The sequence below is a fragment of the Erwinia sp. QL-Z3 genome (assembly GCF_004551645.1).
Taxonomy (GTDB): Bacteria; Pseudomonadota; Gammaproteobacteria; order Enterobacterales; family Enterobacteriaceae; genus Erwinia; species Erwinia billingiae.
Map to the genome: position 1 here is coordinate 1,592,491 of NZ_CP037950.1, position 14,025 is coordinate 1,606,515.

Sequence of the window (14,025 nt, forward strand, 5' to 3'; positions counted from 1 at the left end):
TTTGTCACGCATGTTGACCAACTATCTGTTGACTGAATAAGCGATCTCGTTCATTTTGAATGTCTGGACGTCTAAACGTATGGATGTTCAGCGAGGTTTTTTTATTCTATTGCAGCGATCGATGAGGTAAGCAGGTATGAGTTTTTTCCACGCCAATCAGCGCGACGCGTTGAACCAGAATCTGGCCGAACTGAACGGGCAAATTAACGTCTCTTTTGAATTTTTCCCGCCGCGTACCAGTGAAATGGAACAAACTCTGTGGAACTCTATCGATCGTCTTAGCAGCCTGAAACCTAAATTTGTGTCGGTGACCTACGGCGCCAACTCCGGCGAACGTGACCGTACCCACAGCATTATCAAAGGCATTAAGGATCGCACCGGGCTGGAAGCGGCACCGCATCTGACCTGTGTGGATGCCACTCGCGACGAGCTGCGCACCATCGCCCAGGACTACTGGAACAACGGTATTCGCCATATCGTGGCGTTGCGGGGTGACCTGCCACCGGGCAGCGGTAAGCCGGAAATGTACGGTGCCGATCTGGTCGGCCTGCTGAAAGACGTTGGGGATTTTGATATCTCTGTTGCCGCCTATCCGGAAGTCCATCCGGAAGCGAAAAGCGCGCAGGCTGACCTGATCAACCTTAAGCGTAAGGTCGATGCCGGTGCCAACCGTGCCATCACCCAGTTCTTCTTCGACGTGGAAAGCTACCTGCGTTTCCGCGATCGCTGCGTGACCGCCGGCATTGATGTGGAAATCGTCCCGGGCATTCTGCCAGTTTCAAACTTTAAGCAGCTGCAGCGTTTTGCCACCATGACCAACGTGCGCGTGCCGGGCTGGATGACCAGCATGTTTGAAGGGCTGGACGACGATCCTGAAACGCGCAAAATGGTTGGCGCCAACGTCGCCATGGATATGGTGAAGATCCTCAGTCGTGAAGGGGTGAAGGATTTCCATTTCTACACCTTGAATCGCGCAGAGCTGAGCTACGCTATCTGCCACACGCTGGGCGTTCGCCCGCGCGGTGCCGTCGTCTGAAACGGATGAAATAAAGGAAAAAAGACGCCTGGAGGCGTCTTTTTTTATGGGCGTTGCCCGCTGCAGAAATTGCGGGAGGCCTGAGCCTCCCGACGACGGCTTAGCCGGTGTTGCGCATGCCGGCAGCCACACCAGCAATGGTGACCATCAGCGCTTGCTCTACGTGCGGATCGACCGGTTCACCTTTCGCTTCCTGCTGACGTGAACGGTGGAGCAGTTCTGCCTGCAGAACGTTAAGCGGATCGGTGTAGACGTTACGCAAGGCAATCGATTCGGCAATCCATGGCTGATCGGCCATCAGGTGCGCATCGTTGGCGATAGTCAGGATGGCTTTGATGTCTGAGTCCAGCTGATCGCGCAGCTGTTTGCCCAGTGGCCACAACGACGGTTCGACCAGGCGCTGATCGTAATATTCGGCCAGCCACAGGTCAGCTTTCGAAAACACCATCTCCAGCATGCCGACACGGGTTGAGAAGAACGGCCAGTCGCGACACATGGTTTCCAGCTCATCCTGATTACCGGCTTCCATCGCTTTTTGCAGCGCGGCACCGGCACCCAGCCAGGCGGGCAGCATCAGGCGGTTCTGCGTCCAGGCAAAGATCCACGGAATCGCACGCAACGACTCAACGCCACCGCTTGCACGGCGTTTGGCCGGACGGGAACCCAGAGGCAACTTGCCCAGCTCCTGCTCCGGCGTCGCCGAGCGGAAGTAAGGCACGAAATCTTTGTTTTCACGCACGTAGCCACGATACATCTCGCAAGAGTCCGCAGACAGCTGGTCCATAATGCGGCACCACTCTTTCTTAGGCTCCGGCGGTGGCAACAGGTTGGCTTCCAGAATGGCACCGGTATACAGCGACAGGCTGCTGATAGTGACTTCTGGCAGACCGTATTTAAAGCGGATCATCTCGCCCTGTTCGGTCACGCGCAGGCCACCCTTCAGGCTGCCCGGAGGCTGGGACAGCAATGCCGCATGGGCAGGTGCGCCGCCACGGCCGATAGAGCCACCGCGTCCATGGAACAAGGTCAGGGCGATGCCGGCTTTCTCACAGGTTTTGATTAATGCATCCTGCGCTTCGTACTGCGCCCAGCTTGCGGCCATCACGCCGGCATCTTTCGCCGAGTCAGAGTAGCCAATCATTACCATCTGCTTGCCCTGAATGATGCCGCGATACCAGTCGATGTTGAGCAGCTGGCTCATCACGTCATTGGCATTGTTCAGGTCATCCAGCGTTTCAAACAGCGGGGCTACCGGCATGGTGAACGGGATGCCGGCTTCTTTCAGCAGCAAATGCACCGCCAGCACGTCGGACGGCACTTTGGCCATCGAGATAACGTAAGCGGCAATCGAACCTTTCGGCACTTCAGCGGCGACGCGGCAGGTTTCAAGCACCTCACGCGTATCGGCACTTGGCTCCCAGTTGCGCGGCAGCAGCGGACGTTTTGAATTCAGTTCGCGGATCAGGAACGCCTGTTTGTCGGCTTCTGACCAGCTTTCATAATCGCCCAGACCGAGGAAGCGGGTGATTTCGGCAATGGCTTCAGTGTGGCGGGTGCTTTCCTGGCGGATATCAATGCGCACCAAAGGCACGCCGAAGCACTTCACGCGGCGCAGCGTATCCAGCAGCTGGCCATTGGCAATGATGCCCATGCCGCACGCTTGCAGGGATTGATAACAGGTGTACAGCGGGTCCCACAGCTGGTCGTTGGAGATCAACAGGTCAGCCGGGCGTGGCAGACGTTCGCCCTTCAGACGACGTTCCAGGTAGGCCTGGGTGCTCATCAGCTGACCACGCAGGTTTTTCATGATCTCGCGGTAAGGTTCCAGCGCTTCCGGGTTACCGCACAGCTCACGCACTTCTGGCGTACATTCAGACATCGACAGCTCTGACACCAGCACGGCGATATCACGCAAGAACAGGTCGGTGGCTTTCCAGCGGCTAAGCTGCAGCACATGGCGGGTGATATCGGCGGTGACGTTGGGGTTGCCGTCACGGTCGCCGCCCATCCACGAAGTGAACTTGATCGGCACGAAATCCACCGGCAGCTTGACGCCGAACGAGGCTTCAACCTGCTCATTCAGTTCGCGCAGGAAGTTAGGCACGCCTTCCCACAGGCTGTTTTCGACCACGGCGAAGCCCCATTTGGCTTCATCAACCGGCGAAGGGCGGTATTTACGGATTTCATCGGTATGCCAGGCCTGAGCAACCAGCTGGCGCAGGCGGCGCATAATCTGCGATCGGTCGTAATCAGAAAGATCGTTATGATCGAGCTGCTTCAGGCAGCTGTTCACTTCAACCAGTTTGTGTATCAAAGTTCGACGGGTGATCTCCGTCGGGTGTGCAGTCAGCACCAGTTCCAGTGAAAGCGATTCGATGGCTTCACGGATCGAGACTTCGGTCAGATGAGGTTGCTGCTTCAGGCGATCAAACACTTTGGTCAGCATTTCCGGGTGATTGGCCCCTTCACCCTTCGGGGAAATCGTATGGTACTGCTCGGCAACGTTAGTCAGATTCAAAAACTGGCTGAAGGCGCGTGCAACAGGCAGCAGCTCATCATTCGACAGGTTTTGCAGCGTTGACAGCAATTCTTTACGGTGGGCGTCATTTCCCGCACGTGATGACTTCGAGAGTTTGCGGATGGTTTCCACCCGCTCAAGGATGTTCTCTCCAAGTGCATCCTTAATCGTATCCCCGAGCAGTTTGCCGAGCATACTGACATTACTTCGCATTGCGGAATATTGTTCGTTCATATGACCCCTGACACCCTTCTTGTTTTTGTCACTTTATTTCACCGTTGCCGGCATAACTTTGCCTTTTATCTAGCCACGTTCGTTACCATTCGTCAAATGACTTAAATCTGGCGGCTTCAGCGGCTAAATGTCGGTAATTTATGAAATTTAATTACAGGCAAGTGAGATAAGTTATTCTTATCATGAAAGACGGAACAAATCAGGGGCAACACGCTGTTTCAGCAGTGAATTGCCCCAAATGTGATTTAGTGGTGGCAAAAATGCTGCACAACCTGAGCGATCAATTCACGGGTGGGTTTAATAAATGCGGTGTCGATATATTCGTCCGGTTGGTGCGCCTGATCGATCGATCCCGGGCCCAAAACCAGCGTTGGGCACAGCGTCTGAATGAACGGCGCTTCGGTACAGTAGTTCACCACTTCGGTTTCGGTTCCCAGTAATTTCTCCACTACCTGCACCAGCTGATGGTTGCGCGGACATTCGTAGCCTGGAATGGGCGGATGCAATTCACCAATCGTCACCCGGCCTGGCCAGCGTTCACTCACCGGAGCCAGCGCATCATTCAGCAAACCTTCCAGATCCTGCAGTGACAGGCCCGGTAACGGACGAATATCCATATACATCTCACAGCAGGCACAGATGCGGTTTGGCGCATCGCCGCCGTTAATGTAGCCGAAGTTCATGGTCGGATACGGGATGGCAAAGCCATCATGGTGATAGCGCTCTTTCAGCGTATTACGCAGGCCCATCAGGTGAGTGATGGACTCATGCATCAGCTCAATCGCATTGACGCCACGCGCCGGATCGCTTGAGTGACCCGACTGGCCCTGAATACGGATCGACTGAGATAAATGGCCTTTATGAGCCCGCACCGGTTTCAGTGAGGTGGGCTCACCAATAATTGCGCAGTCCGGGCGGATAGTGGTGTTTTCAGAGAAATACTGCGCGCCGGCCATGGTGGTTTCTTCATCGGCGGTGGCGAGGATGTAGAGCGGCTTTTCCAGTTTGGTCACGTCAACATCACGCAGAGTATCTAAAATAAAGGCAAAGAAGCCTTTCATGTCGGCGGTGCCCAGACCGTAGAGCTTGTTGTCATGCTCGGTCAGGGTGAACGGATCGCGCGTCCAGCGGCCATCGTCGAACGGGACGGTATCGGTATGACCGGCGAGCAGCAGGCCGCCCGCGCCGTTTCCGGTTCTGGCCAGCATATTGAATTTGTGGCGCGTGCCGGGCACCGGTTGCACTTCAACGCTGAAGCCAAGGTCACGGAACCAGCCTGCCAGCAAATTGATTAAAGTTTCATTACTCTGATCGATGGCAATATCGGTTGCGCTGATCGACGGTGTGGCAATCAACTCACGGTATAACTCGATAAAAGGGGGTAATTTTGTCTTCACTGTTGCCATTCCTTGAGTTAGGATAGTGTCATATTCATGCATTAATAGTGAATAAAAATACATTAACGGCGTGCGGATGGAAACCACAAATTGCTCCATCGTCCAGCGCCGCTCGCGTGGGAAGACAGCGAAAATTCGCTGCAGCCCGGAAATTTGAGACCAGAAAAAGGTGTCAGTCTGATGTTGAATACGCTGATTGTTGGTGCCAGTGGTTATGCTGGCGTAGAGCTTGCGACTTACCTGAATCGTCATCCACAGGTGAACATAACCGCTTTGGCGGTTTCAGCGCAAAGCCCGGACGCAGGAAAATTACTTTCCGATCTTCATCCGCAGCTGAAAGGCATCCTTGATATGCCGCTGCAGCCCTTGAGCAGCGCCTCGCAGTATGCCGATAAAGTGGACGTCGTTTTTCTGGCGACCGCCCACGAAGTCAGCCATGACCTTGCGCCAGAGTTCCTCGCCGCGGGTTGTGTGGTATTCGATCTCTCCGCTGCTTTCCGCGTGAACGATCAAAGCTTCTTCACAGACTACTACGGCTTCCCGCATCAGCATCAGGACTGGCTGGAAAAAGCGGTATATGGTCTGGCCGAATGGCAGCATGACAAAATTAAAGAAGCGCAGCTGATTGCGGTGCCGGGTTGCTATCCTACCGCTGCCCAGTTGGCCTTAAAGCCGCTGGTCGAAGCGGGCCTGCTGAACGATGCGCAATGGCCGGTGATCAACGCCACCAGCGGCGTGAGCGGAGCAGGGCGCAAAGCGGCGGTCGGCACCAGCTTCTGTGAAGTGAGCCTGCAGCCGTACGGTATTTTCACCCATCGTCATCACCCAGAAATCGAAGCGCACCTCGGTGTGCCGGTGATCTTCACCCCGCATCTGGGCAACTTCCCGCGCGGTATTCTGGCAACCACCACCTGCCGGTTAAAAGCAGGTGTGACGTCTGACGACGTGGCAGAAGCGTTCCATAATGCCTATCACGATAAGCCATTGGTGCGTGTTTACGACAAAGGCGTGCCGTCCATTAAGGGTGTTGTTGGTCTGCCATTCTGCGACATCGGCTTCGCGGTGAAGGGTGAACACCTGATTGTCGTGTCGGCAGAAGACAACCTGTTGAAAGGCGCCTCCTCGCAGGCAGTGCAATGCCTGAATATTCGTTTCGGCTTCCCGGAAACGCAGTCACTTATTTAATCGGTGAAGAAGATTATGACGACTCCTTTAATTATTAAACTCGGTGGCGTGCTGCTGGATAGCGAAGAAGCGCTGGAGCGCCTGTTTGGCGCGCTGGTGGCCTACCGGGCTGAGCATCAGCGTCCACTGCTGATTGTGCACGGCGGTGGCTGCCTGGTGGATGAGCTGATGAGCAAGCTCTCGCTGCCGGTGAAAAAGAAAAATGGCCTGCGCGTCACGCCTGCGGATCAGATCGACATTATTACCGGCGCCCTGGCGGGAACCGCAAACAAAACCCTGCTGGCCTGGTCGAAAAAGCACGGCATCGAGGCAGTTGGCCTCTGCCTGGGCGACGGCAGCAGCGTTAACGTGGAAGCCTTCGACGAAGAACTCGGCCACGTGGGTCTGGCCACGCCAGGTTCGCCGGTGTTAATTAATACTCTGCTGACCGCCGGTTTCCTGCCAGTGATCAGTTCCATCGGCATCACTCAGGATGGTAAGTTAATGAACGTCAACGCCGACCAGGCTGCGACCGCATTGGCGGCCACCCTGGGTGCCGATTTAATCCTGCTGTCGGATGTCAGTGGCATCCTCGACGGCCAGGGACAGCGTATCGAAGAGATGACCGCCGCCAAAGCTGAGAAGTTGATTGCTGAAGGCGTGATCACCGACGGTATGATTGTCAAAGTCAATGCAGCCCTGGACGCTGCCCGCACGCTGGGCCGTCCGGTGGATATCGCCAGCTGGCGTCATGCTGAGCAGCTGCCGACCCTATTTAACGGCGTGTCAATTGGCACCCGGATCCTCGCTTAATCAGAAACGGATTCAAGGAAAAGACAATGCAAGACAAGAGCATCAAAAAAATCGTTCTGGCTTACTCCGGTGGTCTGGATACCTCCGCCATCATTCCATGGCTGAAAGAGAACTACGGCGGCTGTGAAGTGGTCGCATTTGTGGCTGATATCGGTCAGGAACGTGGCGATCTTGAAGGCGTTGAGCAGAAAGCTCTGCAGTCAGGCGCGTCCGAATGTCACGTTGTCGATCTGCGTGAAGAATTCATCAGCGAATACGTTTACCCCGTGCTGCAGACCGGTGCGTTGTACGAAGGCACCTATCTGCTGGGCACCTCGATGGCGCGTCCAATCATCGCTAAAGCGCAGGTTGAGCTGGCGTTGAAAGTGGGTGCCGATGCGCTGTGCCACGGTGCGACCGGTAAAGGTAACGACCAGGTGCGTTTCGAAACCACCTATACCGCGCTGGCACCACAGCTGAAAGTGGTTGCGCCATGGCGTGAGTGGAACCTGCGTTCCCGTGAAGCCCTGCTGGACTACCTGAAAGAGCGCAACATCCCAACCACCGCCTCTCTGGAAAAGATCTACAGCCGTGATGAAAACGCCTGGCATATCTCTACCGAAGGCGGCGTGCTGGAAAGCCCATGGAATGCACCGAATAAAGATTGCTGGGTGTGGACCGTCGATCCGCTGGAAGCGCCAGATCAGCCGGAGCAGGTGACTGTGACTGTTGAGAAAGGCCGCGTTGTTGCGGTTAACGGCAAAGCGATGAGTCCGTTCCAGTGTCTGGACGCGCTGAACGTGATCGGTGCCAAACACGGCGTTGGCCGTATCGACATCGTGGAAAACCGTCTGGTCGGCATCAAATCCCGCGGCTGCTACGAAACCCCAGGCGGCACCATCATGGTGAACGCACTGCGCGCCGTAGAGCAGCTGGTTCTGGACCGTGACAGCTTCAAATGGCGTGAGCAGTTGGGCCATGAGATGTCGTATGTGGTGTACGACGGTCGCTGGTTCGCGCCACTGCGCAAATCCATCCAGGCGGCGGCTGAGTCACTGGCTGAAGACGTCAACGGCGAAGTGGTGCTGCAGCTGTACAAAGGCACCGTGACGGCAACGCAGAAGAAATCGGCTAACAGCCTCTATTCTGAAGAGTTCGCGACCTTCGGCGAAGATGAAGTGTACGATCACCGTCACGCGGGTGGCTTCATCCGTCTGTTCTCCCTTTCTTCACGCATCCGTGCGCTGAACGAAAAGAACAAGGCCTGAGTTCAGGCCAATCGCGCCAGGGAGATCCTCTCTGGCGCCCCGCTAAAAATTTACTCTCACCAAACGAATTAATGGAGCACTGACATGGCACTTTGGGGTGGACGGTTTACTCAGGCAGCAGATCAACGTTTCAAACAGTTTAATGACTCGCTGCGCTTCGACTATCGTCTGGCAGAGCAGGATATTGTCGGATCCGTTGCCTGGTCCAAAGCGCTGGTGACGGTCAATGTTCTGACCGCAGAAGAGCAGCAGCAGCTGGAAAGCGCGCTGACGGTATTGCTGGAAGAGGTGCGTGCCAATCCGCAGCAAATCCTTGAAAGCGATGCAGAAGATATTCACAGCTATGTTGAGGGACGCCTGATCGAGAAGGTCGGCGCGCTTGGCAAAAAGCTCCATACCGGACGCAGCCGTAATGACCAGGTGGCGACCGATCTGAAATTGTGGTGTAAAGCGCAGGTCAGCGAATTGCTGATCGCTTCCCGCCAGTTGCAGCAGGCGCTGGTGGCCACTGCGGAAGCAAACCAGGATGCGGTGATGCCGGGTTACACCCACCTGCAACGCGCTCAGCCGGTGACCTTTGCGCACTGGTGCCTGGCGTATGTGGAAATGCTGGCGCGCGATGAAAGCCGCCTGCAGGATACGCTGAAGCGCCTGGATGTCAGCCCGTTAGGCTGTGGCGCATTAGCCGGAACCGCGTACGAAATCGATCGTGAGCAGCTGGCCGGCTGGTTGGGCTTTGCGTCCGCCACCCGTAACAGTCTGGACACGGTGTCTGACCGCGATCACGTGCTGGAACTGCTGTCCAATGCCTCGATCGGCATGGTGCATCTGTCGCGTTTCGCAGAAGACCTGATCTTCTTTAACACCGGTGAAGCGGGCTTTGTTGAGCTATCCGACCGCGTGACCTCCGGTTCTTCTCTGATGCCTCAGAAGAAAAACCCGGATGCGCTGGAGCTGATCCGTGGCAAATGTGGCCGTGTACAGGGCGCGTTGACCGGCATGATGATGACATTGAAAGGTCTGCCGCTGGCTTACAACAAAGACATGCAGGAAGATAAAGAAGGCCTGTTTGACGCGCTGGATACCTGGTCAGACTGCCTGCATATGGCGGCGCTGGTGCTGGATGGTATTCAGGTGAAGCGTCCGCGTTGTCAGGAAGCGGCAGAACAGGGTTACGCTAACTCAACCGAACTGGCGGATTATCTGGTCAGCAAAGGCGTGCCGTTCCGTGAAGCTCACCATGTTGTCGGTGAAGTTGTGGTTGCGGCGATTGCTAAAGGCGTGGCGCTGGAAGCTCTGCCGCTGACGGAATTGCAGGCTTACAGCAGCGTGATTGCCGAAGATGTCTATCCGTTCCTGTCACTGCAATCCTGCCTGGACAAACGTAATGCGAAGGGCGGCGTTTCGCCACATCAGGTGTCGCTGGCGATCACTGATGCGAAAAATCGTCTGATTTGAGGTGCGTCAGAGCGGGAAACGTTTTCCTTCTCGCGAAAAAAAGGCGGACCAGAGGTCCGCCAAATAAGATTCGACTTTATTATACGTTCTCGGCACATAAGAGAACGGGTCATGCAGGCATCACCCGTTCTGCTCAGGTTCTCAGGCTACAAAAAACTTTTCCAGATCGTCGCTGCCACCAATGTGGCGTCCACCGATAAAGACCTGTGGCACGGTTGCTCGGCCCGTTACGGCGCGAAGGCTGACGGTTGTCGCGTCCTGGCCCAGCACAATCTCCTCGTACTGAATACCGCGATCCTGCAGCATCTGTTTGGCCTTAGCGCAGAATGAACAGCCTGGCTTGGTGAACAGCGAGACGGACTCCTGCACCTTAAACTCCGGTGCCAGATAGCGCAGCATGGTGTCAGCATCAGACACCTCAAACGGGTCGCCCGGCTTGTTGGGTTCAACGAACATTTTTTCTACCACGCCGTTGCGCACCAGCATGGAGTAACGCCATGAACGTGGGCCAAAGCCAAGGTCGGCTTTCTCAACCAGCATCTCCATGCCACGGGTAAAATCACCGTTGCCATCGGGAATAAACGTAATGTTCGAGGCGTGCTGATCGGCTTTCCAGGCATTCATCACAAAGGTGTCGTTTACCGACACACAGAGAATGCTATCAACGCCGTGCTTTTTAAAGACGTCAGACAGTTCGTTGTAACGTGGTAAATGGCTGGAAGAGCAGGTTGGGGTAAAGGCACCCGGCAGCGAAAACAGAATGACGGTTTTATCTTTGAACAGCTCATCAGTAGTAACATCTACCCAGTTATCGCCCTGACGAGTATGAAAAGTGACCTGCGGGACTGACTTACCTTCCTGACTAGCAAACATAAATACCCTCTGTAATTTCTTAAAAATTGATTTATCTCGCGAACGGGGGACATTATTGCCATCTGCGCTTGATAGGGATAATCGTTGATTGCTATCCTATCTATCGCCACGGACTATCGTGGCCCGGAGGATAAAATGAATATTCGTGATCTTGAATACCTGGTAGCGTTGGCCGAACATCGTCATTTTCGACGTGCAGCAGATTCCTGCCATGTCAGCCAACCCACCCTGAGCGGCCAGATCCGCAAGCTTGAAGATGAGCTTGGCGTGATGTTACTCGAGCGAACCAGTCGTAAGGTACTGTTTACCCAGGCTGGACTGTTGCTGGTCGATCAGGCGCGTACGGTTTTACGTGAAGTGAAAGTGCTAAAGGAGATGGCCAGCCAGCAAGGCGAAGAGATGTCCGGGCCAATGCATATCGGGCTGATACCGACTGTCGGGCCGTATTTGTTGCCGCAGATCGTCCCCAACCTGCATAAAACCTTCCCTAAGCTGGAAATGTACCTGCACGAAGCGCAGACCCAGCAGTTGCTGGCTCAGCTGGATAGCGGGAAGCTGGATTGTGCCATTCTGGCGCTGGTGAAAGAGTCGGAAGCCTTTATTGAGGTGCCGTTGTTTGACGAGCCGATGAAGCTGGCGATTTATCAGGATCACCCGTGGCGCGATCGCGATCGTGTACCGATGTCCGATTTGGCCGGTGAAAAGCTGTTGATGCTGGAAGACGGGCACTGCTTACGCGATCAGGCAATGGGATTCTGCTTCCAGGCAGGTGCAGATGAAGATACGCACTTCCGTGCGACCAGTCTGGAGACGTTGCGCAATATGGTGGCAGCAGGCAGCGGCATTACGCTGTTACCTGCGTTAGCCGTACCGAAAGAACGCGTGCGCGACGGGGTTTGCTATCTGCCGTGCTACAAACCTGTCCCGCAGCGTACTATCGCGCTGGTTTATCGCCCGGGATCGCCACTGCGCGGCCGCTATGAGCAGCTGGCAGAGGCAATCAAGGTCCATATGCAAAACTATATGGGCCCGGCGTTAAAACAGGCGGTTTAAACCGTTTAATGCCGCCACGCGGTAGGCTTCGGCCATGGTGGGATAGTTGAAGGTGGTATTCACGAAGTACTCGATCGTGTTGCCGCCGTTCTTCTGTTCCATGATGGCCTGGCCGATATGAATGATCTCCGCCGCACGCCCACCGAAGCAGTGGATGCCGAGGATCTCTTTGGTTTCGCGGTGGAAGAGAATTTTCAGGCTCCCAACATTCATCCCGACAATCTGCGCACGCGCCAGATGCTTAAACTGCGCACGACCGACTTCGTATGGCACCTTCATCGCCGTCAGCTGCTGTTCCGTTTTGCCGACAGAGCTGATCTCAGGGATGGTATAAATCCCGGTAGGGATGTCTTCAATCAGGTGAGCATTGGCTTCACCTTTAATCAGCGCCTGTGCCGCAATACGGCCCTGATCGTAGGCCGCAGAGGCCAGACTTGGGTAGCCAATCACATCACCCACCGCGTAAATATGCGGTTGAGCGGTCTGATACATGCTGTTCACTTTCAGCAATCCACGGCCGTCCGCTTCCAGACCCACATTTTCCAGCGACAGCGAATCGGTGTTACCGGTACGTCCGTTGGCGTAAAGCAGGCAGTCAGCTTTCACTTTCTTGCCTGACTTCAGGTGCATAATCACCCCGTCACTGACGCCTTCAATCTTCTCGAACTCCTCGTTATGGCGAATAACCACGCCGCTGTTCCAGAAGTGGTAGGAAAGCGAATCCGAAATTTCCTGATCGAGGAACGCCAGCAGGTGGTCGCGAGTGTTAATCAAATCGACCTTCACGTTCAGGCCACGGAAGATTGAGGCGTACTCACAGCCAATCACCCCAGCGCCATAAATAATGACGTGGCCGGGTTCATGGTGCAGGTTCAGAATGGAGTCGCTGTCGTAAACGCGAGGATGGGTAAAGTCGACGTCTGCAGGATGGTAAGGGCGTGAACCGCAGGCGATGACAAATTTCTCTGCCGTCAGGCGCTCCAGGCTACCGTCGTGGGACGCAATTTCAATGGTGTTGGCATCGATAAAGCGTGCATCACCCTGATACAGTTCGCAGCGGTTACGTTCATAGAACCCCTGGCGCATACGGGTTTGCTGGCTAATCACGTTTTCAGTGTGGTTAAGGATGTCGGCAAACGAGGAGCGCAACAGACGGGTCTGATCGCTGTAAAGTGGGTTCTGGTTGAACTCGATAATACGGCTGACTGCGTGACGCAGTGCTTTTGATGGAATGGTTCCCCAATGCGTACAGCCGCCACCGATGTTGTGATAGCGCTCGATAACGGCGATGCGGGCACCCTGTTTCAGCAGGCCCATCGCGGCTCCCTCACCGCCAGGACCTGAACCAATCACAATGGCGTCGTAATCATAAGACTGTTGCATACCAATACGTCCTATTTTTTTATACAATTTTTCAACGAGATTCTAACATCCCGATGACCACTTCCCAATTCTAACCGACTTTTTTGCCATCATTTGTCAAAGCGTGGGGTTAACAGGCGCTCACAAACTAGATGCCACTGTACGCTGAAATTTTTGTTATAGTGCCGATCAGCTAAGTAAAACAGGCACAAACATGACTACCATGGGCGTCAGAGCACAGCAGAAAGAACGGACAAGACGTTCGCTGATTGAAGCGGCATTTAGTCAACTAAGTGCCGAGCGGAGTTTTGCCAGCCTGAGTCTGAGAGAAGTCGCCAGGGAAGCGGGGATCGCACCGACGTCATTCTATCGTCATTTCCGTGATGTAGATGAGTTAGGGCTAACCATGGTAGATGAAAGTGGTCTGATGCTACGCCAGCTGATGCGCCAGGCGCGTCAACGCATCGCCAAAGGGGGCAGCGTCATTCGCACCTCGGTCTCCACGTTTATGGAGTTTATTGGCAACAATCCCAACGCATTCCGCCTGTTGCTGCGGGAACGTTCCGGGACTTCGGCGGCGTTTCGTGCCGCGGTGGCCCGGGAAATTCAGCATTTTATCGCCGAACTGGCGGACTACCTTGAGATTGAAAACCGCATGCCGCGCAGCTTCACTGAAGCGCAGGCGGAAGCCATGGTCATTATCGTGTTTAACGCCGGTGCAGAAGCGCTGGATATCGATATCGATCAGCGCCGTCAGCTGGAAGAACGGCTGGTGTTGCAGCTGCGGATGATTTCGAAAGGGGCTTATTACTGGTATCGTCGTGAACAGGAGAGGCTGGCGGTAACGCTGGAATCCCATGACTAAAGGAA

Annotated in this window: 11 protein-coding genes; 7 read left to right on the forward strand and 4 right to left on the reverse strand. The window is 55.0% G+C overall.

What is annotated here, in order from left to right; translation table 11 throughout:
- The first annotated feature begins 136 nt into the window (after positions 1-136).
- The gene (gene metF, locus E2F51_RS07975) at positions 137-1,036 is read left to right on the forward strand and encodes a methylenetetrahydrofolate reductase (RefSeq protein WP_013200204.1); all 900 of its coding nucleotides are present in this window, start codon (positions 137-139) and stop codon (positions 1,034-1,036) included.
- Between the two features lie 100 nt (positions 1,037-1,136).
- On the opposite strand, the gene ppc is transcribed toward metF, so the two are convergent.
- Positions 1,137-3,788: a phosphoenolpyruvate carboxylase gene (gene ppc / locus E2F51_RS07980; protein WP_134823169.1), complete on the reverse strand. Its 2,652-nt coding sequence runs from the start codon at positions 3,786-3,788 to the stop codon at positions 1,137-1,139.
- A gap of 245 nt (positions 3,789-4,033) precedes the next feature.
- Positions 4,034-5,185 carry an acetylornithine deacetylase gene (gene argE / locus E2F51_RS07985; RefSeq protein WP_053145335.1) on the reverse strand — a complete coding sequence of 384 codons (1,152 nt, stop codon included), beginning with the start codon at positions 5,183-5,185 and terminating at the stop codon, positions 4,034-4,036.
- Between the two features lie 180 nt (positions 5,186-5,365).
- Between argE and argC the strand changes: the two genes are divergently transcribed.
- The 4 genes from argC (at position 5,366) to argH (ending at position 9,867) form a co-directional block, all read left to right on the forward strand.
- The gene (argC, locus tag E2F51_RS07990; protein ID WP_106382061.1) at positions 5,366-6,370 is read left to right on the forward strand and encodes an N-acetyl-gamma-glutamyl-phosphate reductase; all 1,005 of its coding nucleotides are present in this window, start codon (positions 5,366-5,368) and stop codon (positions 6,368-6,370) included.
- Positions 6,371-6,385: 15 nt separating this feature from the next.
- Complete coding sequence (gene argB / locus E2F51_RS07995) at positions 6,386-7,162, forward strand: acetylglutamate kinase (RefSeq protein WP_053145354.1); 777 nt, start codon at positions 6,386-6,388, stop codon at positions 7,160-7,162.
- Between the two features lie 26 nt (positions 7,163-7,188).
- Positions 7,189-8,409, forward strand: coding sequence for an argininosuccinate synthase (locus E2F51_RS08000; RefSeq protein ID WP_013200209.1), 1,221 nt, complete (start codon positions 7,189-7,191; stop codon positions 8,407-8,409).
- Between the two features lie 84 nt (positions 8,410-8,493).
- Positions 8,494-9,867 (forward strand): argininosuccinate lyase, encoded by a 1,374-nt coding sequence (gene argH, locus E2F51_RS08005; RefSeq protein ID WP_013200210.1) that lies wholly within the window; start codon positions 8,494-8,496, stop codon positions 9,865-9,867.
- A gap of 141 nt (positions 9,868-10,008) precedes the next feature.
- Here argH and E2F51_RS08010 read toward each other — a convergent pair whose 3' ends face one another.
- Complete coding sequence (locus E2F51_RS08010; RefSeq protein WP_013200211.1) at positions 10,009-10,740, reverse strand: redoxin family protein; 732 nt, start codon at positions 10,738-10,740, stop codon at positions 10,009-10,011.
- Positions 10,741-10,875: 135 nt separating this feature from the next.
- Here E2F51_RS08010 and oxyR point away from each other — a divergent pair, with 135 nt between their 5' ends.
- Positions 10,876-11,793, forward strand: coding sequence for a DNA-binding transcriptional regulator OxyR (gene oxyR, locus E2F51_RS08015; protein ID WP_013200212.1), 918 nt, complete (start codon positions 10,876-10,878; stop codon positions 11,791-11,793).
- Here the strand turns inward: oxyR and sthA are convergent.
- On the reverse strand, positions 11,776-13,176 hold the full coding sequence (gene sthA / locus E2F51_RS08020) for a Si-specific NAD(P)(+) transhydrogenase (RefSeq protein ID WP_134823170.1): 1,401 nt from the start codon (positions 13,174-13,176) through the stop codon (positions 11,776-11,778). The two genes, oxyR and sthA, sit on opposite strands and share 18 nt — an antisense overlap.
- Before the next feature lie 202 nt (positions 13,177-13,378).
- Here sthA and fabR point away from each other — a divergent pair, with 202 nt between their 5' ends.
- Positions 13,379-14,020 carry an HTH-type transcriptional repressor FabR gene (gene fabR, locus E2F51_RS08025; RefSeq protein ID WP_041692180.1) on the forward strand — a complete coding sequence of 214 codons (642 nt, stop codon included), beginning with the start codon at positions 13,379-13,381 and terminating at the stop codon, positions 14,018-14,020.
- The last annotated feature ends 5 nt before the right edge of the window (positions 14,021-14,025 follow it).